We start from the raw sequence: 23,789 nt of genomic DNA on the forward strand, positions 1-23,789 counted from the left end.
CCCCTCCCCGCCCGCCGCTACCATGCAGGACATCCAACGAGGGGGGAAGCCCATGGAGTTCGCCACCGCCGACCTGGTGGACCGGTTCGAGGCCGTGATCCAATCCTGCTCCGTGCAGTTCCGCAACCTCGGCGGCCGCACCCGCTTCCACGGCCCCATCCGCACCGTGCGCTGCCATGAAGACAATGCGCGGCTGAAATCCGTGCTCTCCACCCCGGGCGACGGGGCGGTGCTGGTGATCGACGGCGGCGGGTCCCTGCGCACCGCCCTGGTGGGCGACGTGATCGCCGGGCTGGCGGTCAAGAACGGCTGGGCCGGCTTGGTCATCCACGGCCCCATCCGCGACAGCGCCGCCATCGCCACCCTGGACCTGGGCGTCAAGGCCCTGGGTACCAACCCGCTGAAGAGCGGCAAGACAGGCGCCGGGGAGACGGACGTGCCCGTGACCTTCGGTGGCTGCACCTTCACCCCGGGGCACTGGCTGTACGCGGATGAGGATGGGGTGGTGGTGCTGGAGGGTTCCGCAGGGTAACGAAAGGTCGTTTCCCCACCCTATCCACCACCCCCTTCCTATGCTATCCGGCCAGCATCGCGATGGGGGCGGTGGGGCATGGGCGGGTGGCTGGGGCGTGTGGGGCGAGTGGTGCGGACGCGATGGCGGAAGCTGACCCGGCCCGCGGTGGTGCAGATCGGCGGGGTCAGGCTGCGGACGACGGGGCCCGCCATTACCCCGACCATCGCCAAGTACCTGTACAAGGGCGCCTATGAGGCTCAGGAGCGCCGGATCATCGGGGAGAGCTTACGGGCCGATGATGTGGTGCTGGACGTGGGCGGCGGGCTGGGCTTCATCGCCGCCTTCTGTGCCCGGCGCTGCCGGGGCGTGACGGTGGTGGAGGCAAATCCGGACCTGTGCCCGGTGATCCGCGACACGCTGGCCTTGAACGGTCTGGCGGGCGAGGTGGTGAACGCCGTGCTGGCGCCGGGGGACGGGACCGCGACCTTCCATGTGGCGCGGGACTTCTGGGCGTCCTCCCTCTGCCCCGTGCCGGACACGGTGCGGACGGTGGAGGTGCCGGCCCTGGCCGCTTCGGCGCTGATGGCGCGGGTACGGCCGACCTACCTGGTCATGGACATCGAGGGTGGAGAAGCAGAGCTGCTGCCCCACATCCCCCTGGACGGGGTGCGCTGCCTGTGCGTGGAGATCCACCCGGAGGCGACGGGCCAGGAAGCCATGGACAAGGCCCTGGCCAGCGTCACCGCCCGCGGCTTCCACCGGGACGAGACCCTGTCACAGCCGCAGCAGATTCTTTTCAGGCGGTCGGCCGCTTCCTGACCCGCGCCACGAAGAACCCGTCCATGCCCCCCTGGTCCTTCAGGTCGCCGGGGTGCAGCGCAGGGTGCCTGTGTCGGTGAGGATGCCGGTCAGGCCGCCCACCTCGCCCGCGTCGATGGGGACCAGCTCGGCATCATGGCGGCGTTCCAGCAGGCGGGTGAGCTGGGCCTCCCCCTCCTCCGGCTGGAGGGAGCAGGTGCCGAAGACCAGCAGGCCGCCGGGCTTCAGCATGTCCAGCGCGTGGGTCAGCAGGCGGGACTGGACGCGGGCCAGCTTCTCCACGTCCTCCTCCGTCTTCAGCCGGGCCACGTCGGGGTGGCGGCGGATGGTGCCGGTGGCGCTGCACGGGGCGTCCAGCAGGATGGCGTCGGCCGGGGCGCCGGGGTCCCAGGTGATGGCGTCGGCCGCCACGGTGCCCGCCGACAGGCCCAGGCGGGCCAGGTTCTCCCGCAGCCGCTCCAGCCGCTTGTCGCTGCGGTCCACCGCGGTTACCTGCGCCCCGGCGGCGGCGAGCTGGGCGGTCTTGCCGCCGGGGGCGGCGCACAGGTCGAAGACGCGCTTGCCCGCCACGTCGCCCAGCAGCCGGGCCGGCAGGCTGGCGGCGGCGTCCTGCACCCACCAAGCGCCCTCGGCGAAGCCCGGCAGCTCCGTCACCGTGCCGCCGGCGGGGCGGCGCAGGGTGCCCGTGGGCAGCAAGGTGGCTTCCAGCCTTTCCACCCATTCCGCCGGATCACCCTTGGTGGTCAGGTCCAGCGGTGCCTCATTCAGGTGGGCATCGACGATGGCGCGGGTGCGGCCGGTGCCATAGGCCTTGCGCCAGGACAGCCACAACCAGTCCGGCGTGTTCAGGCGGCCGGCATCCTGGGCGGCCACCATCTCCGCACCCTCCCGCGACAGGCGGCGCAGGATGGCGTTGACCAGCCCCTTGAAGGGCGCCTGGTTGCGGGCCACGGCCAGGGCCACGCTGGTGTCCACCGCCGCGTGGGCGGGGGTGTTGAGGAACAGCAGCTGCGCGGCGCCCAGGCGCAGCAGGTCCTGCACCGGCGCCTTCAGCAACTGGCCGGGCGTGGTCAGGCAGGACTGGATGACGGCATCCAACTGCCCCAGCCGGCGGAACACGGTGGCGCAGAGCAGGCGGGTGAAGGCGCGGTCGCGCGGTTCCAGGTCCCGCAGGCCCTTGTGCGCCTCCAGCGCGTCGTCGAAGGGGACGCGCTTGTAGAGGACCGAGGCGATGAGGTCGAGGGCGGCGGCGCGGGCTGCGAGTTCTGGAGTCATGGAGCCGGATGTAGCGGAGCCGTGAGGGCACGTGAAGCGCGGATCACGCACAGGTGACCGCCGCCGGGCTGGACGGCAAGGGCCTTCGCGCCTAGCTGTAGGGTCAACCAACCAATGGAGGAGTCCAATGGCGACCGAGACGGCGATCCTGGCGGGTGGCTGCTTCTGGGGCATGGAGGATCTGGTCCGCCGCGTGCCCGGCGTGCTGGCGACCCGTGTCGGCTATACCGGCGGCAGCCTGCCGAACGCCACCTACAACGACGTGAAGAAGGGCACCACGGGCCATGCGGAGGCCATCCGCATCACCTTCGACCCGTCGCGCCTGACCTACCGCCGGGTGCTGGAGTTCTTCTTCCAGATCCATGACCCGACGACCCGCAACCGCCAGGGCAACGACATCGGCAGCCAGTACCGCAGCGCCATCTTCTTCACCTCGCCCGAGCAGGAGCGGGTGGCGCGGGAGGTAGTGGCCGCGGTGGACGCGTCGGCCAAGTGGCCCGGCAAGGTGGTGACGGAGATCGTGCCCGCCGGCGATTTCTGGGAAGCGGAGTCCTTCCACCAGGACTATCTGCTGCGCAACCCCAACGGCTATACCTGCCACTGGGTGCGGCCGGATTGGGTGCTGGGCGACGAGTTCAGGACCGACCGCCCGGCCAGCGCGGCGAAATGACGCTGCCCCTTCCCCCTGCCGCCGGGCTGCCATGTCCGGCGGCGGGGTGCCGTTCGCCCGGCAAATCGTCCACATAAGGGTTGTGGAATAGACGAACCCGGGAGGGATGGGAGATGGGCACGGACCGGCCGGACCTGAGTGTGACGCCCTTCGGCTTGGGCATCCGTGGCCTCTGCCCCCGCTGCCACCGCGGCCACATCTTCGACGGCTACCTGACCCTGGCCAAGGAATGTGACGCCTGCGGGCTGGATTTCAGCTTCGCCGACCCGGCGGACGGACCCGCCTTCTTCGCCATGTCCATCGTCAGCTTCCCCGTGGTCGGCGTCGCCGCCTGGCTGGAGATGGGTATCGGCATGTCCGTCTGGTTGAACGTGCTGATCACCTGCACCTTGGCCATGGCGGGCTGCATGCTGCTGCTGCGGCCCCTGAAGGGCTGGCTGGTCTGTTCCCAGTACATCAACAAGGCCGAACAGGCCCGGCTGGCCGAGGAGGAGGAGCGGGAGGGGTCGGGGTATTGAGGGGGGCGGTTCGAACCCATCACCCCGCCGCCAAGCAGCCGCCACCCCAGAGTTTTGTGCTTCCCCCGCGAAGGCGGGGGTCCACGGTTCCTTGACTTCGGCCAAGTTGGAGCACGGTTGAAAAACTGTGGACCCCCGCCTTCGCGGGGGAGGCAAGCGTGCCTGTCACGGGCAGATTGGCCATGACCCACCACCTGTGGGCTTTCGCCGGGCTGATGCCACCGGGCCCGGACAAGAGGGCCCCTACCGCCCTTCCCGCTTCCGCTCCGGCGGCTTCGGCGCCTCCGGCTTCATGCCTTCCTCCCCCGCCGGCTCACCCAGGAAGAACAGGTTGCGCAGGAAGCCCGGGGCCAGGACGGCCAGCGGGTTGACGGAGGTCTTCAGGTCCGCCAAGGGGCCGGTCATCCGGTAGGTGGCGGCGAACAGCCCCTGCCCCTCCCCGCCCACCAGCGCCTCCCCCAGCAGCGGGATGGCGCCCAGCAGCTTGTTGACAGTGCTGAACGGCACCACCGTGCCTTGCAGGTCCGCCGTGTCCTGGTCCAGGTCCAGGTTGCCCTCCAGCGTGATACCCACTTGGGAACCGGAGGTCCGGACCTCTCGCAGGCTGATGCCGCCCTCATGCCAGTGGAAGGTGCCGGACAGGCGGCTGAAGGCGAGGGGTTCGCCCGCCACGAAGTTGGCGAAGCCCTCCGGCCCGGCGGCGGACAGCAGCCGCGCCAGGACCGGCGCGTCCTGCACCTTGTAGTCCCGTATGTCCACCTCTCCCGTCACCGTCCGCTTGGGGTCGCGGGGGTCGCTGCGGCCCACAACCGTCAGGCTGCCGCCGCGGAGCTGGCTCAGCACGTCGAATTCCCGGAAGGCGGCGCCGGCGTCGTCGCTCTCGATGCTCAGGGCCAGCCGGTCCCCCTCCGGCCCGTAGCGCACCCGCACGGTGCCCTTCTCCCCCACCTGGGCGTCCAGCACCGCCAAGTCCCAGGCCTTGCCCGTCCGGCTGAGCTGGCCCACGGCGCGGCGGATGGCCTGGCCCTCATCCCCCATGATGGCCTGGTCCAGGTCGAAGGTGATGGCGAGGGGCGTCGGCTTCTCCTCCGCGGCCGGTGGGGACTTGCCCTTCTCCGGGTCGTCCTTGCGGAAGGGACGGATGTCGAAGGACTGGCCGCGCACGTCCACCACTTGGCTGCCGTCCGGCTTGCCGCGCAGGTCGATGCGGGCGTTTGACTGGCCCAGGCGGAACCGCTCCAGCACCAGATGGTCGATGCCATAGTCGGCCGGGCGGAGGTCCAGGCGTCCCTCGGCACGCAGTTCCCCCGTCTGGACCAGGAAGGCGGGAATCAGGATGGGCTTGCCATCCACGAACCGCACGGTGACGGTGCCCTTGCCGGGCAAGCCGGGTGTCTTGCGCCAGTCCAGCAGGTCGATGCGCACGGTGGCGGGGGTCAGGTCCACGTCCGCCTGGATGGTCTCCACCCGCTTCCCCGCCGACCCTTCGCGGGTATAGGTCATGTCCACCGGGGCGGGGCCGTTGATCCAGTCCGGGAAATCCAGCTTGAACCGGGCACGGCCGGCATCATCGGGCGTCAGGCGCAGGCGGACGCGGGTGCCAACCTTGGCCGCCTCGGGGAAGTTCTCCTCCCACTCCACCTGGGCGGGCACGCCGTTGACATGGGCGGTGCCGCTGACCTGGAGCTGCTTCTGGTCAACGGTCAGGTCCAGTTCCCCGCGCGTGGCACTGATGTCCGCCACCACGTCGGGCACGGCCACGTCGGACAGTTTGGCCTTTCCCCGCAGGTCCACCATGTCCATGGTGAGGTTTGAGATCAGGGGGAACTTGAAGGTCAGGTCCACCTTGGCGGTGCCCTTCACCGTGTAGGGCACAAGGTTGACCTTCTTGGCATAGCCCAGCGGCGGATGGTCCAGCACGGTGAGCGCCGTGGACAGGGGTCCTGACAGGGCCACGGCGATGTCGATGGCCTCTCCCTTGCCCACGTCCAGGTTGGTGATGCGGACTGTGCCCGGGCCGGCGTCCATGTCCAGCAGCTTGCCCGACGCGATGTTGATCAGGAACTCCCGCCCGTCGAAGGTAGCCGTGCCCGCCACCTGCCGGGCCGGCGGCAGGGGCCGGCGGTAGTGGATGGTGAAGCCGGACAGGTCGAAGGTGCCGCGGACCTTCGTCTCCTTGAAGGCGCCCAGGTCGTTTTCCGGCGCGCTGCCTTCCAGCACGAATGTCGTCCTGTCGAAGCTGCCGTCGGCCAGGTTCTCCATCATCCAGCCGCGGGCGCCGGGGGAGGCCTTGGCCGGCCAGTACCGGCCCAACTCAGCCATGGGCATCCCGGTTAGCTCGGCGTTCAGGGCCAGGGCCACCTGGCCGTTGGCCCGGGTGGCGGTGCCGGTCAGCGCCAGCAGCGGCTTGCCCAGGTCCAGGGCCAGCTTGTCCAGGATGAAGCGGCTGCCGCCCCCTTCCAGCCGGCCGTGCAGGTCCAGCCCGTCGAAGGGCACCGGCTTGGGGAAATGCTCCGGCAGCACCAGCCGCCCGGCGGAACCGGTCAGCCCCAGGGCCAGGGTCAGGGGCGCCAGGTCCGGCCCCAACTCCAGGGAGATGGAGCCGTTCAGGTCCGTCTCCAGTGCCGTCAGGGGCGCCAGCACCGGGGCGATGGGGGCGAAGTCGGCGGGGTGCAGGTTCACCAGGGCCGTGCGGATTGAGGTGGTGCCCTCCCGGGCCCGGTACTCGATCTCCGACTGAAGCCGGTTCAGCTTGCCGCCCAGGTCCAGGTCCACGGCGGCCGTGCCACGCACCCCGTTGGCGTTGCGGCGCAGGCGCAGGTCCAGCAGCGGCATGCGCCAAGTGACGCCGATCTGCCGATTCTCCAGCTCCAGCTGCCCGCGGGTGATGCGGACCTCCCGCAGGGCGCCCAGGCTGGTGGTGGGGTCGGGCGGGCGGCGCAGGGCGTCCAGAAGCTCCTGCAGCAGCTTGTCGCCCATGTCATCGTCGTCGTCATCCTTGTCCCGCCGGATGTCCAGGCGGAACTTGCCGTCCTCCGTGCGCAGGCCGTACAGCCGGGGTTCCACCAGCTCGATCCGGGTGGGGGCGATGTTGCCCTGGAGCAGCCCCGGCAGGGAGAGGCCCAGCCTGAGGGCGGGGAGCGATGCCACCACCGCCCCCGACTCGCCATAGGCGGTCACCGACATGGCCTGGATGTCCAGCGGCGCGCCGAAGCCGGGCCAGCTCAGGGCCGTGGAGCCGATGGCGATGCGGGCGGGCGCGTCACGGTTCAGCGCCTCCTCCACATAGGGGGTCAGGAAACCCACGCTCAGCGGACCCTGGGTCAGCCGCCAGGCCAGCAGGCCGCCGCCCAGCGCCAGCACAGCCAGCAAGCCGGCCAGCAGCTCCAGCACCACGATGCCGGTGCGGCGCAGCATTCTTTTGGAAAGGTGGAGCATTCCCGCCGGGCTTGACCGTCGATCCGGCCGGGGCGCAACCTGCGCCGGCCCTTCGTCCCTGGGATAGCCCGGTCCACCGTCCATGTTCAATCCCGAAACCCTTCCCCGGGCGAGCGATGCCCACCGTGCCACCCTTGGCCATGAGCGCTGGCTGGAGTCGGCCGACGCGTCCGGCGACAGTACGCTCGCCGCCTTCGCCAGGGATTTCGCCGCCGACCCCGGCGGCCGGGCGCTGCTGGACGCCGTGTTCGGCAACAGCCCATATCTGGGACAGGCACTGGCCCGGGAGATCGGCTTTTTCCGTGAAGCGCTGGCCGAAGGGTTCGATGCCAAGTTCAAGGCCCTGCTGGATGGACTCGCGGCCGAGCTGGCGGCAGAGGCTGACACGAACCGGCTGATGAAAACCCTGCGCCTGGCCAAGCGCCGGGTGGCCCTGCTGACCGGCTTGGCGGATATCGCCGGCCTGTGGCCGCTGGAACAGGTGACCGGGGCGTTGAGCGACTTCGCCCAGGCCGCCCTGGGGCAAGCGGTGCGCCATATCCTGCGCCAGGCCCACGCGGCGAACCGCATCCGCCTGCCGGACCCCGTCAACGACCCGGAGCGGGGCAGCGGGCTGACAGTGCTGGCCATGGGCAAGTTCGGGGCGCGGGAACTGAACTACAGCTCCGACATCGACCTGATCGTGCTGTATGACGACGGCGTCGCCGACGTGCCGGACGGGGAGCTGTCCAAGACCTTCGTCCGCATCGCCCGGGAACTGGTGCGGGTGATGGAGGAGCGGACGGTGGACGGCTATGTCTTCCGCACCGACCTGCGCCTGCGCCCCGACCCCGGGGCCACGCCCATGGCCGTCAGCCTGTCCGCGGCGGAAGCCTATTACGGCAGCCTGGGCCAGAACTGGGAAAGGGCGGCCATGATCAAGGCCCGGCCGGTGGCCGGCGACCCGGCCGCGGGCAAGGCCTTCCTGGAGATCATCCAGCCCTTCGTCTGGCGCCGCAGCCTGGACTTCGCGGCCATCCAGGACATCCACTCCATCAAGCGGCAGATCGGCAGCCACAAGGGCCACCGGCAGAAGACCGTCAACGGCCACAACATCAAGATCGGCCGCGGCGGCATCCGGGAGATCGAGTTCTTCGCCCAGACCCAGCAGCTTATCTTCGGTGGGCGGGACCGGTCCTTGCGGGTGCCCGGCACCATCCCGGCCCTGTACGCCCTGGTGGACGCCGGGCAGGTGGATCGGGAGGTGGCCGACGACCTGGCCGAGGCCTACCGCTTCCTGCGCCGGGTGGAGCACCGGGTGCAGATGGTGGACGACCAGCAGACCCATGAGCTGCCGAAGACCGACGAAGGGGTGGCGAACATCGCCGCCTTCCTGGGCTATCCTGGCGACGGGCCGTTCCGGGAAGCGCTGATGGACACGCTGGGCCGGGTGGAGGACCACTATGGCCGCCTGTTCGAGGAGGCCCCGCCCCTGTCCGGGGCGGGAAGCCTGGTCTTCACCGGGACGGAGGACGACCCGGAGACCCTGGCCACCCTGCGGTCCCTGGGCTTCCAGAACCCGTCCGCCGTGGCAGGCCAGATCCGAGCCTGGCATCATGGCCGCTACCGCGCAACCCGCAGCACCCGGGCGCGGGAGTTGCTGACGGAGCTGGTGCCCACCCTGCTGGAGGCCCTGGGCAAGACGGCCCACCCGGACCAGGCCTTCATGCGCTTCGACGACTTCCTGGCGAAGCAGCCGGCGGGGGTGCAGCTTTTCAGCCTGTTCTACGCCAACCCCGCCCTGCTGGACCTGGTGGCGGAGGTGATGGGCACGGCGCCGCGGTTGGCGGAGCTGCTGGCACGCCGCCCGGCGGAGCTGGACGCCGTGATGCTGCCCGGCTTCTACGGCCCCCTGCCCGAGCGGGAGGAGCTGGAGGAGAGCTTCGACGCGCTGGTGGGCGGCGCACGGTTCTTCGAGGAGGTGCTGGACCTCACCCGCCGCTGGACCAACGAGCAGCGGTTCCGCGCCGGCATCCACATCCTGCGCAACATGACCGACGCCGACCGGTGTGGCCCCTTCCTGACCGACGTGGCGGAGATCGCCCTGGCCCGGTTGCAGGACGCGGTGCAGGAGGAGTTCGCCAAGAAGCACGGCCAGTTCCCCGGCGCTTCCTTCGCCATCATCGGCATGGGGCGGCTGGGCGCCCGGTCCCTGTCGCTGCGGTCGGATCTGGACCTGATCACGGTCTATGAGCTGCCGCCCGACGCCGCTGCCAGCGACGGGGAGCGGCCCCTGTCGCCCAACGACTATTTCATCAAGTTCACCCAGCGGCTGGTCAACGCCATCACCGCCCAGACGGCGGAGGGCCAGCTTTATGAGGTGGACATGCGGCTGCGGCCCAGCGGCAACGCCGGGCCCCTGGCGGTGAGCCTGGAGGGTTTCGGGCGCTACCAGAAGGAAAGCGCCTGGACCTGGGAACACATGGCCCTGACCCGTGCCCGGGTGGTGACCGGGCCGAAGGAATTCCGGCAGCGGCTGACCCGGATCATCTGTGACGTGCTGACCACCCCCCGCGACCCGGACAAGCTGCTGGCCGACGTGGCCAGCATGCGAGCCCGCATCGACCAGCAGCACCACACCCCCGACATCTGGAACGTGAAGTATGTCCGCGGTGGCATGATCGACATCCAGTTCCTGGCCCAATACCTGGCCCTCCGCCACGCCCCGCACCGGCCGGAGATCCTGGATTCCAACACGGTGGGCGCCCTGGCCTGGCTGGGGGACAGCGGGTTCCTGGACCCGGCCACGGCCAACGTGCTGATCGAGGCACAGAAGCTCTATCGCCGCGTCCAGGGCTTCCTGCGGCTGACGACGGAGGGGCCGTTCATCGCGGCCGCGGCACCTGGCGCGCTGAAGGTGGCCCTGGCCCGGGCCGCCTTCCCCGACCTGCCGGCGGGCGTTGACTTTGCCGAGGTGGAGACCAAGCTCAAGGGCGTCGCCGAAGGGGTACGCGCCCACTTCCGGCGCCTGATCGAGGAGCCAGCGGCCGCCCTGCCCAAGCCGGCGGCCCAAGAGGAGAAAAAGAAACCATGACGGTCGTAGTCGGCGCCCCCGCCCCGGATTTCTCCCTGCCCACCGACGGCGGCGGCAGCGTCAGCCTGTCGGCCCTGAAGGGCAAGACCGTGGTCCTGTACTTCTACCCCAAGGACGACACGTCAGGCTGCACCAAGCAGGCCTGCGGCTTCGGTGAGGCCATGCCCGACTTCGGCAAGGTGGACGCCGTGATCATCGGCGTGTCCAAGGACAGCGTCGCCAGCCATGACAAGTTCAAGGCCAAGTACGACCTGCCCTTCATCCTGGCCTCCGACAAGGACTCGGACGTGACCGAGCGCTATGGCGCCTGGGTGGAGAAGAGCATGTACGGCAAGAAGTACATGGGCATCGACCGTTCCACCTTCCTGATCGGCAAGGACGGCATCGTGAAGGCAGCCTGGCGCAAGGTGAAGGTGCCGGGCCATGTGGAAGAGGTGCTGAAGGCCGCGCAGGGGGTGTGAGCCGCCCGTCCCCGCCGGGCGTCCCTGGCAGGGCGCCCGGCGACTTCCCCGAATAAGAACCTTCTCTGTGCGGATTTTGCCGCAATCCTTGGTAAAGCTCGACCCCATCGAGATCGCGCCGGGGCACCCCTGCCCCGGGCCGGGATGGAGCAGGATGATGGTCGCGCGCGGGGTAGTGTTGGCGCTGGGCACGGTGTTGCTGGCCGGGTGTGCCGAGCTTGAGGCCATGGAGCGGGAGCAGGCAGCCCGCCAGTATGCCGATGACCAGTACACCTGTTCCGGCTACGGCTTCCGCCCCGGGTCTGACGGGTTCGCCGGCTGCATGATGCGCCTGGACCGGGACCGGCAGTACCAGCAGGTGGTGGCCGAGCGGGAGGCGGAGGAGGATCGCCGCCGGGAGCAGTGGAAGGCAGATTACGGCTATCGCAAGAACGGCCGCTGCGACGACCCGCGCTACAGAACCTCCAACGGCGGCCGGGCCAGCCCCGGGTCGGACGAGTATGACTGCAAGAAGCTGGGACTGGGCGACGGGCGGAAGTAGGGGTTAGAACCGGCGCGCGATCTCCGCCGCCAGTTCCGCCATCTCCTCCGCGCCGCGGCTGCGGGGGTCCGTTTCCTGGAGGGACAGGCCGTCCAGGACGGCGCCTGCGAAGCCGATGCGGTTGCCCACGGTGGCCTCGGCCACGGGCACGCCCAGCTCCGCCGCCTTTGTGGCCACCGCGTCCACCAGCTTGCCGCGGGAGGGGACGCGGTTCATGACCAGCAGGACCGGCCGCTTCTCGCTTTTCGCCAGGTCCAGGGTCGGGCGGGTGGCCCAGAGGTCCATGGGGCTGGGCTGGACCGGGACCACCACCAGGCTGGCGACGCGCACGGCGATCTTGGCCTCCGTCTCCGCATGGGGCGGGCTGTCCACCACCACCACGTCATGGGTGCGGGCCAGTTGCTCCACCTCCTTCTGGGTGCGCCAGCCGGATACGGCGGCATGGGTCAGGCCGGTGCGCCCCTCCCCCAGGGCCGCGGTGCGGGCCCGGTGCCACTCGCTGAAGCTGCCCTGGGGATCGATGTCCACCGTGGCGACGCGCTTCCCGGCCAGGGCCCAGGCCACGGCCAGATGGATGGCCAGGGTGGTCTTGCCGGCCCCGCCCTTCTGCTGCGCGATGGTGACGACCCGTCCCGCCATGGTGCCCCTGCCCCCCGATAATCCTTCCGGCGGAGTGTGCAGGAGCGGGGGTGGAAGGGCAACGGTGCGCCGCACAAAAATGCCCGGCCGCCAAAGGCCGAAGGTCGCAGCAGGTCCCGCCGGCCCAGGTCATGGGGCTTGCCAGGATACCCCGATCGAATTAGTGAATTGATCCATGCGCCTGCGGATCGCCCTCATGACCGTCGCCCTGGCCCTTTGCGGCCTGTGGGGGCTACCTGCCCGGGCGGCGGACCTGACGGTCTATGTCACCCGCACGCCGCTGATGACCACGGAAGACGAGCGGCCGAGCCAGGCGGTGCGTGACTGGTACGCCCTGCTGTCCGGCCGGTCGGGTGTGGTGATCGACGTCCGCGTCCTGGATTTCGGCCGGGCCATGCCCCTGGTGCAGCAACGGGATGACGCCTGCATGGCCGGGATCGTCCGCACGGCGGAGCGGGAAACCCTGGTGGACTGGATCGCCCCGGTGCTGACAGACCGCATTGTCCTGGCGGCCCGGGCGCCCGACGGATTCGATGGTGACATGGCGGCGCTGGACATGGTGGCCGGCGGCAGCATCGCAGCACCGGAGGGCATCCTGTCCAACCTGCTGACAAGCCGGGGCATCCGCCACCGCCAAGTCTCCAACCACCGCACGGCCTTCAGGTTGCTGCTGGACGGGCGGGTGCGCTTCACCCTGGTGTCCGGAATCCTGGCGGAACGGATGGAAGCCCAGGGGGTCAAGCAGGTGGCCGACCTGGACCCGGTGAACAGCTGGCTCGCCTGCGGCAAGAAAACCCCGGCGGAGGTGAAGGACCGGCTGCGGGAGGCGCACCGGGCACTGGCCACCGCGCCGGAGGCGGAGCCTTTCCTGGCGCTGTTCACCGCACGCGGGCTGACCCCCGCCCTGCGCGGCATGGCCGCCCCGTCGGCGAACTGACCGCGCACGCCCCCGCCCTTGCCCCGCGCCGCCAAGGGGCGTTAGATGCGGCGGCCATGACCGAGAACCTGCCAAAAGCCCGCCCGGACCTGCTGACCCCCGGCCCCGCCGCCTATGCTAGGGGGGCGGAGGCCCTGGCTGCCGGTGACCTCGTCTCCTTCCCGACGGAGACGGTCTATGGGCTGGGCGGCGACGCCGGCAACGACAAGGCCGTCGCCGCCATCTTCGCCGCCAAGGGCCGGCCCAGCTTCAACCCGCTGATCGTGCATGTGCTGGGGGAGGAGCAGGCGGAAAGCTTCGCCGCCTTTGACGACCGCGCCCGCCGGCTGGCGGAGCTGTTCTGGCCCGGGCCGCTGACCCTGGTGCTGCCCCGGAAGCCCAACGCGCCCCTGTCCCTGCTGGTCAGCGCGGGCCTGGACACGGTGGCCGTGCGCGCGCCGGTGCACCCGGTGGCAAGGGCCCTTCTCCAGGCTTCCGGCCGGCCCATCGCGGCGCCCAGCGCCAACGTTTCCGGCCATGTCAGCCCCACCGCCCCCATCCATGTGGCGGAGGAGTTCCCGGATGGCGGCGGCGGGCGGTTGAAGCTGATCCTGGCGGGCGGGAAATGCCCCATCGGCGTGGAATCCACCGTTCTGGACCTGACCGGCGAGCAGCCGGTGCTGCTGCGGCCGGGGTCGGTGACGCGGGAGGAGCTGGAAGCTGTCCTTGGCCCCGTGGCCCTGGCCGGGGCCGATGCGGGGGTCAAGGCGCCTGGGATGCTGTCCAGCCACTATGCCCCCAACCTGCCGGTACGGCTGGACGCCACCAGCGTCGGCGCGGACGAGGCGCTGCTTGCCTTCGGGCCGGACCAGTTCACCCGGGGCGGGCATGAGCGGCTGAACCTGTCGCCCACGGGCGACCTGCATGAGGCGGCGGCAAACCTGTTCGCCATGCTGCGCGCCCTGGACAAGCCCTGCTGCAAGGCCATCGCCGTGATGCCGATCCCCGAACAAGGGTTGGGGGTGGCGATCAACGACCGCCTGCGCCGGGCGGCGGCACCCAGGTGACGTGACCTCAGACCCCGCATCGGGAAGCCCGACCATGGATGACCTTCTCGACAAGCTCTCCGCCCTCCTCGGCCCCGGCGGGGTGGTCACGGGCGGGGACATGGCGCCTTTCGCCTTCGACTGGCGCAAGATCGAGGAGTCCACGCCATCCGCCGTGCTCCGCCCCCGCTCCACGGCGGAGGTGGCCGACGTGGTGCGGCTGTGCGGGCAGGCCGGCGTGCCGCTGGTGCCCCAGGGCGGCAACACGGGGCTGATGGGCGGGACCGTTGCCAAGCCGGGCGCGCTGCTGCTGAACCTGGGCCGCATGGACCGCATCCGGGACATAGACCCGCTGGGCTATACGGTGACGGCGGAGGCGGGCTGTATCCTGGCCAATGTCCAGGCTGCGGCGGCGGGGGTGGACCGGCTGTTCCCGCTGAGCCTGGGCGCGGAGGGGACCTGCACCATCGGCGGGAACCTGTCCACCAACGCCGGCGGCATCCTGACCATCCGCTATGGCAACGCCCGCGACCTGGTGCTGGGGTTGGAGGTGGTGCTGCCGGACGGGCGAGTCTGGAACGGGCTGCGGTCCTTGCGCAAGGACAACACGGGCTATGACCTGAAGCACCTGTTCATGGGCGCTGAGGGGACGCTGGGCATCATCACCGCGGCCACATGCAAGCTGTTCCCCCGGCCCCGGCAGGTGGAAACCGCCTTGGTGGCCGTACCGGACCCGGCGGCGGCGGTGGACCTGCTGGCAAGGCTGCGCGGTGCCAGTTCCGACGCGCTGACCGCGTTCGAGCTGATGCCGCGCTTCGGCATCGACGGGGCCAAGGAGCTGCTGGGTCGGGACGTGGACCCGCTGGCCGCCCCCGCCCCTTGGTACGTGCTGGCCGAACTGACGGCCGGCACCGCCGGGCCGGCATTGCGGGAGCAAGCGGAGGGGGCGCTGGCCGCGGCGCTGGAGGGCGGCACCGTGCTGGACGCCACCTTCGCCGAGTCGGAGGAGAAGCGGCGCCAACTCTGGCTGATCCGGGAAGGGCTGCCGGAGATCGGCCGTGCCGTCGGCGGGGCCGTGCACCATGACGTGTCCGTGCCGGTAGCCCGGGTGCCGGACCTGATCACCCTGGCGGGGAAGCGGCTGGAGAAGCTGCTGCCCGGCATCCGCCCCTACCCCTTCGGCCATGTGGCGGACGGCAACATCCACTACAACGTGGCCCGTCCCCGCGGGATGGAGACCAAGGCCTATTTGGACCGGGCCAAGGAGATCACCGCCACGGTACACGGAACGGTGCGGGAACTGGGCGGCTCCATCAGCGCGGAGCACGGCATCGGCAGCCGCAAGCGGGAGGAGATGGCCGTCGCCAAGGACCCGGTGGAACTGGACCTGATGCGCGCCATCAAGGGTCTGCTGGACCCCAGGGGGATCATGAACCCGGGGAAGGTGCTTCCCTAGGGATCGATCCAAGTGGCCTGTGAGAAAGGTCAGACGGCACCGTTCCGTCCCCTCCCCCTGAGGGGGAGGGACAGGGTGAGGGGTGGTGCGGCCAGGACAGCAGGACCCTATCCGCCGGTTTCTTTTTCCGGAGAGGCTCTAACCCCTCTCCCTGTCCCTCCCCCTCAGGGGGAGGGGACGCGGTGGCTCGGTTCGGCTTTGGGTCGGAACGAGGTCGCCAGAGGTCAGAAGCTGGCGTCAGGCTTGGAGCGGATGCTTGCGATGGGCCCCGGCGGGCCCAGGAAATCCCGCAGCTTGGCCTCCACGGCCTCCATGTCCTTCAGCTCGCACTCGAAGACGGACAGGCTGCGCCAGCCCTTGTCCTGGAGCTTGGCCGCCACCTCCGGCACCCGGCGCTGGTTGCGGGCCAGCTTTTCCTGCCAGAACGGGGGCAACGCGCTGAGCGGCTTGCGGCGGCAGGGGGCGTGCCAATGCCAGAAGCAGCCATTGATGAAGACCACCGCCCGCCGCGCCGGGAAGACCAGGTCGGGCGTGCCGGGCAGCCCGCGCACATGCAGCCGGTAGCGGTAGCCGAGGGCATGGAGCAGCCGCCGGACCTTCCATTCCGGCTTCGTATCCTTGCCCCTGATCTTCGACATGAGGCGCGAGCGCGCCTCCACCGTCATGATGTCGCCCATGTCCCCCCATCTGGGCATGTGGGGACGATTGGGCAAAGGGGTGCGGCAAGGCAGATCGTTCCGTTCACGAAACTTCACGGGGAACCGCCGGGCATCAATCCCCGGTTAATGATTGCGGGTACGGAATAAAGGGGTAGCAGCATCCCTGGACCGAGCCGAGCCCCGTGACCCGCAGCATCGTCGCCGACCGTTCTAGCCGCACCGCCGCCTCTGCCGAACCGCCCTTCGAGGCCTATGTGTCCTTCGTCAGGCCCGTGACCATGGAAACGGCGGGCACCCTGCTGGCCGCCTGCCAGACCCTGATGAGCGAGGGGTGGAACACATCCACTTGGCCGTGGGCAGCGGCGGGGGCAGCATCATCGCCGGCCTGTCCGTGTACAACCAGCTCCGCGCCCTGCCGCTGCGCTTCACGACCTACAATGTCGGCAGCGTGGACAGCGTGGCCATCCTGCCCTACCTGCTGGGGGAGGAGCGCTATGCCGACCAGTGGACCAGCTTCCTGTTCCACGGGGTGAGCTGGACCTTCGGCAGCAACGGGGACACGGCCCATACCCAGGTGGCCGACGCCTATGCCTGCGTTTCCAGCTATGAGCGCACCCTGTCGGCCATCACGGCTTCACGCACCGGCATCCCCGAGCAGCGAATCCGGGAGATGCGGTCCAACAGCACCATCCTGTCCGCCGAGGACGCCCGGTCCATGGGCCTCGCCACCCGCCTGGGCGCCTTCAGCATCCCCCGGCAGGGGCGGTGGTGGCAGGTGTAGGGGTGGGAATAGGGGCCTAAAAGCCCTCCGTTTTGAACGGCCGGGTCATGAGGGCGCCGATGGTGGCGTCCAGGTCGGCGCCGTGGTTCAGGATGGCGTCCACGGCCTGGCAGATGGGCATGTCCACGCCCTTGGCCGCGGCGAGGCCCACCACCGCCTTGGCCGTGTAAACCCCCTCCGCCACGCTGCGGCGGGCACCCAGGATGTCTGCCAGGGCTTTCCCCTCCCCAGCGCAAAGCCCAACGACATGTTCCGGCTCTGCATCGAGGAGCAGGTGAGGGTCAGGTCGCCCAGGCCCGACAGGCCCATCAGCGTCTCCGGCCGCGCGCCCAGGGCCAAGCCAAGCCGCGCGATCTCCGCCAGCCCGCGGGTGATCAGGGCGGCGCGGGCATTGTCCCCAAGCCTGCGGCCCTCCACCACGCCGCAGGCGATGGCCAGCACGTTCTTCACCGCCCCGCCCACCTGGGCCCCGACAAGGTCGTCGGACAGGTAGGGCCGGAAGGTGCGGCCGCCGATGGCCTCCACCAGCGCCTTGCCCAGGGCCTGGTCGCGGATGGCCAGGGTGACGGCGGTAGGAAGGCCCTTTGCCACCTCCGCCGCGAAGGTGGGCCCGGACAGCACGGCCAGGGGCTGGTCGCCCAACTCCGCCGCTGCGGCTTCCGTCATCAGGCAGCCCGTGTCCAGCTCGATCCCCTTGGCGCAGATGGCAACGGGGACGTTCGGGCGCAGGAGGGGCTTAAGGGAGCGGCAGGCCGTGCGCAGATGCTGGGCCGGGGTGACCAGCAGCAGGGCGTCGGCCTCGGCCAAGTCGGACAGGGTGCCGGTGGCGCGCAAGCTTGGGTCCAGCGGGATGCCGGGCAGGAAGGCGTCGTTCACCCGGCGGGCATTGACGCTGTCCACCACCTCCGGCTCCCGGGCCCAAAGGATGGCCTCCCGCCCGGCCCGCACCGCCGCCATGGCCAGCGCCGTGCCCCAGGCCCCCGCCCCCACAACCCCGATCCGCCGCACCACACCCTCCCCCGCTGGTTTTGCCGAAGGCTTAGCGCGACTTGCGGTGCGAGGCTAGCGCCGTAGGCCGTGGGTGAGTGCAGCGAACCCCGACAGGAATGGATGATGACTCATGCTGCCGGGTTTCCGCTCCGCTGCAACCCGCCCCACGTCACGCCTTCACCCCCGCGAAGGGCGCAGCCTTGGCGGTGCCGTCCAGGGGCCACCTGGGGCGGGGGGCGAAGTCCAGGCCGTCGGTCTGGCCGAGGCGCAGGCGCTCCAGCCCGGCCCAGGCGATCATGGCGGCGTTGTCGGTGCAGAGCTTCAGCGGCGGGGCCACGAAGCCGAACCCGTGCCGCCGGGCCAAATCCTGGAGTCGGCCTCGCAGGATCTGGTTCGCCGCCACCCCGCCGGCCACCACCAGGGTACGGCCCGTGGGGTGGTCCTGCTTGAACTGCTTGATGGCGTGGGCGCAGCGGTCCAGCAGGCTGTCGCCCACTGCCTTGTGGAAGGCGGCGGCGATGTCCGCCACGTCCGCGTCTGTCAGGCTGCCACCCAGCAGCTCCACCTGCCGCCGCACCGCCGTCTTCAGGCCGGAGAAGCTGAAGTCGCAGCCGGGGCGGCCCTTCATGGGTACCGGCAGGTCAAACCGGCCGGGATCCGTGGAGCGGCGGGCCGCCTGTTCCATCAGTGGGCCGCCGGGATAGCCGAGGCCCAGGATCTTGGCGGACTTGTCGAACGCCTCCCCCACCGCGTCGTCGATGGTGGTGCCCAGGCGCCGGTACTTGCCCACCCCTTCCACCGCCAGCAGCTGGCAATGGCCGCCGCTGACCAGCAGCAGCAGGAAGGGGAAGGCCACGTCGTCGGTCAGCCGCGCCGTCAGGGCGTGGCCCTCCAGGTGGTTCACGGCGACGAAGGGCAGGCCGCGCACGGCGGCCATGGCCTTGGCGGTCATCACCCCCACCATCACCCCGCCGATCAGCCCGGGGCCGGCCGTGGCGGCGATGGCGTCCACCTGGCCCAGGCCCACACCGGCCTCAGCCAAGGCTTGGCGCACCAGCCGGTCCAGGTGCTGCAGGTGGGCGCGGGCCGCCACCTCCGGCACCACGCCGCCATAGGGGGCGTGGTCGTCCAGCTGGCTCAGCACGACGTTCGCCAGGACCCTTCGGTCCGCGGTGACCAGGGCCGCGGCGGTCTCGTCGCAGCTTGTCTCGATTCCCAACACGATCATGATGGCCGAAACTAGGGATCGCGGTCATGCTCGGCAAGGACCGCTTCCCCGGGAGCCATTCGGGATTATCCAGTCAACCATGACGAGCCCCCTTCTCAAGATCGGCACCCGTGGCAGCCCGCTGGCGCTGGCACAGGCCCATGAGACCCGCGACCGCCTGGCCGCCGCCTTCCCGGAGCTGGCGGCGGAGGGTGCGGTGGAGATCGTGGTCATCAAGACCACCGGCGACCGCATCCAGGACCGCACCCTGATGGAGGCGGGCGGCAAGGGCCTGTTCACCAAGGAGATCGAGGAGGCGCTGCTGGACGGCAGCGTCGACCTGGCGGTCCACAGCATGAAGGACGTGCCCACCTGGCTGCCGCAGGGGCTGCACATTTCAGCATTGCTGCCGCGGGAGGACCCGCGCGACGCCTGGTTCTGCCGCCATGGCTGCGGCCTGGACGAGCTGCCGGCGGGCAGCGTGGTGGGCACGGCGTCCCTGCGCCGCCAAGCCCTGATCCTGATGCGCCGGCCGGACCTGAAGGTGCTGGCCTTCCGTGGTAACGTGCAGACCCGCCTGCGCAAGCTGGGCGAGGGGGTGGTGGACGCCACCCTGCTGGCCCTGGCCGGCCTGCGCCGCCTTGGCCTTGCCGACAAGCTGACCGCGGTGCTGGAACCGCACCAGATGCTGCCCGCCGTGGCCCAGGGCGCCATCGGGATCGAGACGCGGATGGATGACGCACGCACCAACGCCTATGTCGCCGCCCTGAACTGTGGGGAGACGGCGGCGCGGGTCGCGGCGGAGCGGGCGGTGCTGGCGGCGCTGGACGGCTCCTGCCGCACCCCCATCGCCGCCCTGGCCACCATCGCCGACGGCAGCCTGTCCCTGTCCGCCCTGGTGATCCGGCCCGACGGCACGGAATGGTACCGGACCGAGCGCATCGGCCTGCCGGAAGAGGCGGCCCTTCTGGGCGCCGCCGCGGGCAGGAGCTGAAGGATCGACTGCCCGGGGACTTTTTCGTGCAGCCCGGGGCGGGGACCGGGCCGGTCCTGTGACCCTGGTCCTGGTCACGCGCCCCCGGCCCGAGGCGGACAGCACCGCCGCGGCCGTGGCGGCGCTGGGCCATCGGGCTTTGGTGGAGCCGCTGCTGGACATCCGCTTGTTGCCCCTGCCGGGCCTGGAGCTGGACGGCCTCCAGGGCGTGGTGGCCACCAGCGTGAACGGCGTACGTGCCCTGGCCGGGGCGACGGACGTACGCTCCCTGCCCCTGTACGCCGTAGGGGGCAAGACCGCCGCCATGGCGCGGGATGCCGGCTTTGCCAGCGTGGTCGAGGGCGGCGGGGACGCCGCGTCCCTGGCGGGCCTGCTGGCCCGGACGCTGGACCCGCGGGCGGGCCCGCTGCTGCATGTCAGTGGGGCGGACGTGGCGGCAGACCTTGGCGCGCTGCTGGCCCCGGCTGGGATCGGGGTGCGGCGGGTCGTGGGATACCAGGCGGTGGCGGCAGGGCGGCTGTCGCCCGACGTACAGCTGGCCTTGGCGGAAGGCCGCATCGGGGCCGCGCTGTTTTTCTCTCCCCGCACCGCGCGTACGTTTGCTAGCCTTTGTACGATCGAAGGGGTAAGCGCGGCCTGCGCCGGCCTTACCGCCCTCTGCCTCAGCCAAGCCGTCGCGGATGGCTTGGCAGGCCTGGGCTGGGGGGCGGTGCGGGTGGCGGAGCGGCCGACCCAGGAGGCGCTCCTGGCGCTGCTGCCCCCGGCATAGGGACAGTTCCGGGGACTCGGGATGAGCGGCGACGACAGCAGGACCTTGCCCGAGGCGCCGGAGAACCCGGCCGACGACCCGGCCGCCACGCCCCCGCCGCCGACGCGGTGATCGAGCGCTTCGGCGGCATCCGCCCCATGGCGGCCAAGCTGGGCATTCCGGTCACGACCGTGCAGGGCTGGAAGAAGCGCGGCCACATCCCGGAGAACCGCCGCGCCGACATCCTGGACGCCGCCGCCCGCCATACCGTCGCCCTGTCGGAGGCGGAGTTGGACGCCGCCATGGCACCGGAACCGGCAGGGGCGAGCGAGACGGAAATGGAGGTCATCCCGCCCGCGAGGCAGGATGACGCTCCGGGTCTGCAACCGGCCGTGCTCCCATCCGAGCCAATGGCTGACACGCCTCCCCAGCCCGACCCTTGGGCGGCGGATTTCAAGCCAGAGCCTGTGCCGGATCGCGAACCGCTGCCCCCACCGCCCTCCCCCATCCCGGCGGCACCTTCGCGGAAGGGCAACGGTCTTGCTGCCGTTGCGCTGGCGGCTTCCCTCCTGGCGCTGGGAGTGGGCCTCTATGGCGTGGCCCGGACGGGCGGCATCCCCGGCCTGTCTCTCGGCCCCACGGACGCAGACCCGCGGGTGGCGGTGCTCGAGGCTGAATTGGCGGAGGTGCGGCAGGCGCTGGCAGGCCGCCCCACGGCCCCCACCCTGCCCCCAGGGCTTGCGGACCTGCCCGCCCGGGTCCAGGCGCTGGAGGGGCGGTTGGCATCGGTCGGGGAACAAACCCCTGCGGTCCAGGCAGGCAGCGGGTCGGCGGACCTGTCGGCGGTGCGGGCGGACCTGTCGGCGCTGGCAGCCCGGATCGCGGCCTTGGAAAACACCCCAGCCGGCGGTGCTGGTGTCGATCCGGCCCTGGCCGGGTCCCTCGACTCGTTGCGGGGCCGTATCGTCGCGTTGGAGGCGGCGGCCCAGCGCCAGCAGGCGCTGGAACAGGCCGTGGGCGAGTTGTCCCGGCAGGCGCAGGAGATTGCCGGCCAGGTCACCAACGCCGCCCAGGGCGCCAGCGAGGCGGAGGCCCTGGTGCTGGCGGCGGGGCAGCTCCAGTCGGCCCTGGCGGCCGGCCGGCCCTATTCGGCGGAGTTGCGGGCTGTGGAGGCCCTGGCGGGGCGCTGGCCCGACCTTGCCCCGGCCCTGGAAGCCCTGCGTGCCACGGCGGGCGTGGGCCTTCCCACCTCCGTGGCCCTGTATGACCGCTTCAAGGCGCTGGCACCGGAGGTGGTCCGCGCCGACCGGCTGCGACAGGACGCCGGATGGGTGGACCAGACCCTGGGCCGCCTCTCCACCCTGGTGACCGTGCGCCGCGCGTCCGGCGAGGTGGCGGGGGACACCGTGGACGCGATCCTGGCCCGGGCGGAGGCCGCCGTTGACAAGGGCGATCTGGGCAAGGCCGTGGCCGAACTGGACACCCTGCAAGGCCCCGCGGCCGAGGTGGCCGCGCCCTGGTTGGCGGAGGCGCGGGCGCGGGTGGCGGCGGAGCAGGCGGCGGCAGCCGTGGCAGACTTGGCCGTGGCCCGGCTGGGCGGGGGGGCGAAGCCATGACTCGCCGCTGGCTCTGGTTCTTCGCGAAGGTGGCCTTGCTGGTGGCGGTGGCCGTCTGGCTGGTGCGCCGGCCTGGCACTGTCAGCATCGAGTGGATGGGCTGGCAGGTGGAGATGCGGCTGGCCGTGTTGGCCCTGGCCGTGCTGGTGCTGATGGCCCTAGCGGTGGGGCTGTACCGGGTCTGGCGCGCCCTGCTGGGAGGACCCGGCCTGTGGCGGCGCGGCCGGGCGTCCGGCCGGAAGGAAAAGGGCTACCGCGCCCTGAACCAGGGCTTGGTGGCCGTGGCGGCGGGGGATGCCGACTCCGCCCTGAAGCATGCCCGCAAGGCGGAGGCCCTGTTGGAGGGCGCGCCGCTGGCGCTGCTGCTGTCCGCCCAGGCGGCCCAGTTGCAGGGGGACGAGGGCGCGGCGGAGCGGTTCTTCCAGGCCATGCTGGCAGGCAAGGAGACGGCCTTCCTGGGCCACCGCGGCCTGCTGACCCAGGCGCTGAAGCGGGGGGACCGGGCGGTGGCGCTGGAGCATGCGCGGCAGGCCCAGGCCCTGCAACCCAAAGCCGAGTGGCCGGCCAGTGCCGTGGTGGAGCTGGAGGCGGCCAGCGGCAATTGGCTGGCGGCGGAAGCTGCCCTGGACAAGGCCCAGCGGGCCCAGGCCATCACGCCGGAGCTGGCCCGCCGCCGCCGCGCCGCCCTGCTGGTGGAGGAATGCCGCGCCGACTTGGCGGCCGGCCGGTTGGAGGAGGCGTTACAGGACGCCCAGAAGGCCCACGACCTTTACCCGGCCAGCGTGCCCGCCGCCGTGCATCTGGCGAAGCTGCGCGCCCGCAGCGGCAACGCGAAGGCGGCCAGCCGCGCGATTGAGCAAGCCTGGAAGCTGTCCCCCCATCCGGACCTGGCGGACGCCTGGGTCGATGTGGCCGACACCCAGGACCCCATCGCAAGGGTGAAGCGGGCGGAGGCGCTGGTCGCCTTGGACCCAAGGGCGGCCGACGCCCATGTGGCCCTGGCCCGGGCCGGGATGGACGCAAGGCTGTGGGGCTTGGCCCGCACCCATCTGGAGACAGCGCGCACCCTGGCCCCCACGGCCCGGGTCTACCGCCTGCTGGCCGAGCTGGCCCGGGCCGAGCATGGCGACGGGCCCCAGGCGCGGGAATGGCAGGCCAAGCTGGCCAGCGCCGCGCCAGACCCCGCCTGGGTCTGTGGGTCCTGCGGGACCCAGGCCCATGGCTGGGCGGCCGTCTGCCCCCATTGCGGGGGGTTCGACACCCAGGCCTGGACCACGCCCGGCCCCACCCTGCGGCTGGCCGCCCAGGCGGATGAAGGGCCGGCGGCCCTTTTCTCCCCCACCTCCCGGCCGACCCGTCTTCCCGCCCCCTCGGACAAAGCGGCGCCCCTGGTCGGGCAGGCTTCACAGTAGCGCGCCGCGGGGCTAC

20 protein-coding genes and 1 pseudogene are annotated in these 23,789 nt (G+C 71.1%); 15 read left to right on the top strand and 6 right to left on the bottom strand.

Features of this window, described 5'->3' with window-relative positions; all coding sequences use genetic code 11:
- Nucleotides 1-52 precede the first annotated feature (52 nt).
- Together rraA and HHL28_RS08940 are read left to right on the top strand one after the other, a co-directional pair.
- A complete protein-coding gene (gene rraA / locus HHL28_RS08935) occupies nucleotides 53-532 on the top strand; it encodes a ribonuclease E activity regulator RraA (protein WP_075768752.1) in 480 nt (159 codons plus the stop codon).
- 111 nt (nucleotides 533-643) lie between these two features.
- Nucleotides 644-1,333, top strand: a complete 690-nt coding sequence (locus HHL28_RS08940; RefSeq protein WP_169655005.1) for an FkbM family methyltransferase — start codon at nucleotides 644-646, stop codon at nucleotides 1,331-1,333.
- A 39-nt stretch (nucleotides 1,334-1,372) separates the two neighbouring features.
- Here HHL28_RS08940 and HHL28_RS08945 read toward each other — a convergent pair whose 3' ends face one another.
- Nucleotides 1,373-2,608, bottom strand: coding sequence for an RsmB/NOP family class I SAM-dependent RNA methyltransferase (locus HHL28_RS08945; RefSeq protein ID WP_169655007.1), 1,236 nt, complete (start codon nucleotides 2,606-2,608; stop codon nucleotides 1,373-1,375).
- 127 nt (nucleotides 2,609-2,735) lie between these two features.
- Between HHL28_RS08945 and msrA the strand changes: the two genes are divergently transcribed.
- Both msrA and HHL28_RS08955 read left to right on the top strand, forming a co-directional pair.
- Complete coding sequence (msrA, locus tag HHL28_RS08950) at nucleotides 2,736-3,278, top strand: peptide-methionine (S)-S-oxide reductase MsrA (protein WP_075768749.1); 543 nt, start codon at nucleotides 2,736-2,738, stop codon at nucleotides 3,276-3,278.
- A gap of 113 nt (nucleotides 3,279-3,391) precedes the next feature.
- Nucleotides 3,392-3,796 carry a DUF983 domain-containing protein gene (locus HHL28_RS08955; RefSeq protein ID WP_075768748.1) on the top strand — a complete coding sequence of 135 codons (405 nt, stop codon included), beginning with the start codon at nucleotides 3,392-3,394 and terminating at the stop codon, nucleotides 3,794-3,796.
- A gap of 243 nt (nucleotides 3,797-4,039) precedes the next feature.
- Here the strand turns inward: HHL28_RS08955 and HHL28_RS08960 are convergent, their stop codons facing one another.
- On the bottom strand, nucleotides 4,040-7,213 hold the full coding sequence (locus tag HHL28_RS08960) for a YhdP family protein (RefSeq protein WP_075768747.1): 3,174 nt from the start codon (nucleotides 7,211-7,213) through the stop codon (nucleotides 4,040-4,042).
- Nucleotides 7,214-7,316: 103 nt separating this feature from the next.
- Between HHL28_RS08960 and HHL28_RS08965 the strand changes: the two genes are divergently transcribed.
- From HHL28_RS08965 to HHL28_RS08975, 3 genes are all read left to right on the top strand, one after another.
- On the top strand, nucleotides 7,317-10,307 hold the full coding sequence (locus HHL28_RS08965; RefSeq protein WP_075768746.1) for a bifunctional [glutamine synthetase] adenylyltransferase/[glutamine synthetase]-adenylyl-L-tyrosine phosphorylase: 2,991 nt from the start codon (nucleotides 7,317-7,319) through the stop codon (nucleotides 10,305-10,307).
- The gene (locus tag HHL28_RS08970) at nucleotides 10,304-10,768 is read left to right on the top strand and encodes a peroxiredoxin (RefSeq protein ID WP_075768745.1); all 465 of its coding nucleotides are present in this window, start codon (nucleotides 10,304-10,306) and stop codon (nucleotides 10,766-10,768) included. The genes HHL28_RS08965 and HHL28_RS08970 overlap by 4 nt, the downstream gene beginning before the upstream one ends.
- A gap of 154 nt (nucleotides 10,769-10,922) precedes the next feature.
- Nucleotides 10,923-11,309: a hypothetical protein gene (locus tag HHL28_RS08975; protein ID WP_075768744.1), complete on the top strand. Its 387-nt coding sequence runs from the start codon at nucleotides 10,923-10,925 to the stop codon at nucleotides 11,307-11,309.
- A gap of 3 nt (nucleotides 11,310-11,312) precedes the next feature.
- On the opposite strand, the gene parA is transcribed toward HHL28_RS08975, so the two are convergent.
- On the bottom strand, nucleotides 11,313-11,948 hold the full coding sequence (gene parA / locus HHL28_RS08980) for a ParA family partition ATPase (protein ID WP_075768743.1): 636 nt from the start codon (nucleotides 11,946-11,948) through the stop codon (nucleotides 11,313-11,315).
- A gap of 175 nt (nucleotides 11,949-12,123) precedes the next feature.
- On the opposite strand from parA, the gene HHL28_RS08985 reads away from it, so the two are divergent.
- Genes HHL28_RS08985 through HHL28_RS08995 form a run of 3 tightly spaced genes read left to right on the top strand, consistent with a single transcriptional unit; the run spans nucleotide 12,124 to nucleotide 15,366 of the window.
- On the top strand, nucleotides 12,124-12,885 hold the full coding sequence (locus tag HHL28_RS08985) for a substrate-binding periplasmic protein (protein ID WP_075768742.1): 762 nt from the start codon (nucleotides 12,124-12,126) through the stop codon (nucleotides 12,883-12,885).
- A gap of 56 nt (nucleotides 12,886-12,941) precedes the next feature.
- Nucleotides 12,942-13,931, top strand: a complete 990-nt coding sequence (locus tag HHL28_RS08990; protein ID WP_075768741.1) for an L-threonylcarbamoyladenylate synthase — start codon at nucleotides 12,942-12,944, stop codon at nucleotides 13,929-13,931.
- A 34-nt stretch (nucleotides 13,932-13,965) separates the two neighbouring features.
- Entirely contained in the window at nucleotides 13,966-15,366 is a 1,401-nt protein-coding gene (locus HHL28_RS08995; RefSeq protein ID WP_075768740.1) for an FAD-binding oxidoreductase, read from the top strand.
- A gap of 224 nt (nucleotides 15,367-15,590) precedes the next feature.
- Here the strand turns inward: HHL28_RS08995 and HHL28_RS09000 are convergent, their stop codons facing one another.
- Nucleotides 15,591-16,043: a very short patch repair endonuclease gene (locus HHL28_RS09000; RefSeq protein ID WP_075768739.1), complete on the bottom strand. Its 453-nt coding sequence runs from the start codon at nucleotides 16,041-16,043 to the stop codon at nucleotides 15,591-15,593.
- Between the two features lie 313 nt (nucleotides 16,044-16,356).
- On the opposite strand from HHL28_RS09000, the gene HHL28_RS09005 reads away from it, so the two are divergent.
- Nucleotides 16,357-16,806, top strand: a complete 450-nt coding sequence (locus HHL28_RS09005) for an ATP-dependent Clp protease proteolytic subunit (protein ID WP_169655009.1) — start codon at nucleotides 16,357-16,359, stop codon at nucleotides 16,804-16,806.
- A gap of 16 nt (nucleotides 16,807-16,822) precedes the next feature.
- Here HHL28_RS09005 and HHL28_RS09010 read toward each other — a convergent pair.
- Both HHL28_RS09010 and tsaD read right to left on the bottom strand, forming a co-directional pair.
- Nucleotides 16,823-17,763: pseudogene (locus HHL28_RS09010) on the bottom strand (NAD(P)H-dependent glycerol-3-phosphate dehydrogenase).
- A gap of 202 nt (nucleotides 17,764-17,965) precedes the next feature.
- On the bottom strand, nucleotides 17,966-19,024 hold the full coding sequence (gene tsaD / locus HHL28_RS09015) for a tRNA (adenosine(37)-N6)-threonylcarbamoyltransferase complex transferase subunit TsaD (protein ID WP_075768736.1): 1,059 nt from the start codon (nucleotides 19,022-19,024) through the stop codon (nucleotides 17,966-17,968).
- A 79-nt stretch (nucleotides 19,025-19,103) separates the two neighbouring features.
- Here tsaD and hemC point away from each other — a divergent pair, with 79 nt between their 5' ends.
- The 4 genes from hemC to HHL28_RS09035 all read left to right on the top strand — a co-directional run bounded on the left by hemC (nucleotide 19,104) and on the right by HHL28_RS09035 (nucleotide 23,773).
- Nucleotides 19,104-19,997, top strand: coding sequence for a hydroxymethylbilane synthase (gene hemC / locus HHL28_RS09020; protein ID WP_169655011.1), 894 nt, complete (start codon nucleotides 19,104-19,106; stop codon nucleotides 19,995-19,997).
- 58 nt (nucleotides 19,998-20,055) lie between these two features.
- A complete protein-coding gene (locus HHL28_RS09025) occupies nucleotides 20,056-20,766 on the top strand; it encodes a uroporphyrinogen-III synthase (RefSeq protein ID WP_083698730.1) in 711 nt (236 codons plus the stop codon).
- 107 nt (nucleotides 20,767-20,873) lie between these two features.
- Nucleotides 20,874-22,361 carry a COG4223 family protein gene (locus tag HHL28_RS09030; RefSeq protein ID WP_169655013.1) on the top strand — a complete coding sequence of 496 codons (1,488 nt, stop codon included), beginning with the start codon at nucleotides 20,874-20,876 and terminating at the stop codon, nucleotides 22,359-22,361.
- Nucleotides 22,358-23,773 carry a heme biosynthesis protein HemY gene (locus tag HHL28_RS09035; protein WP_075768734.1) on the top strand — a complete coding sequence of 472 codons (1,416 nt, stop codon included), beginning with the start codon at nucleotides 22,358-22,360 and terminating at the stop codon, nucleotides 23,771-23,773. Before HHL28_RS09030 ends, HHL28_RS09035 begins: the two co-directional genes overlap by 4 nt.
- Nucleotides 23,774-23,789 lie beyond the last annotated feature (16 nt).

Source organism: Aerophototrophica crusticola (assembly GCF_012913305.1).
Taxonomy (GTDB): Bacteria; Pseudomonadota; Alphaproteobacteria; order Azospirillales; family Azospirillaceae; genus Niveispirillum; species Niveispirillum crusticola.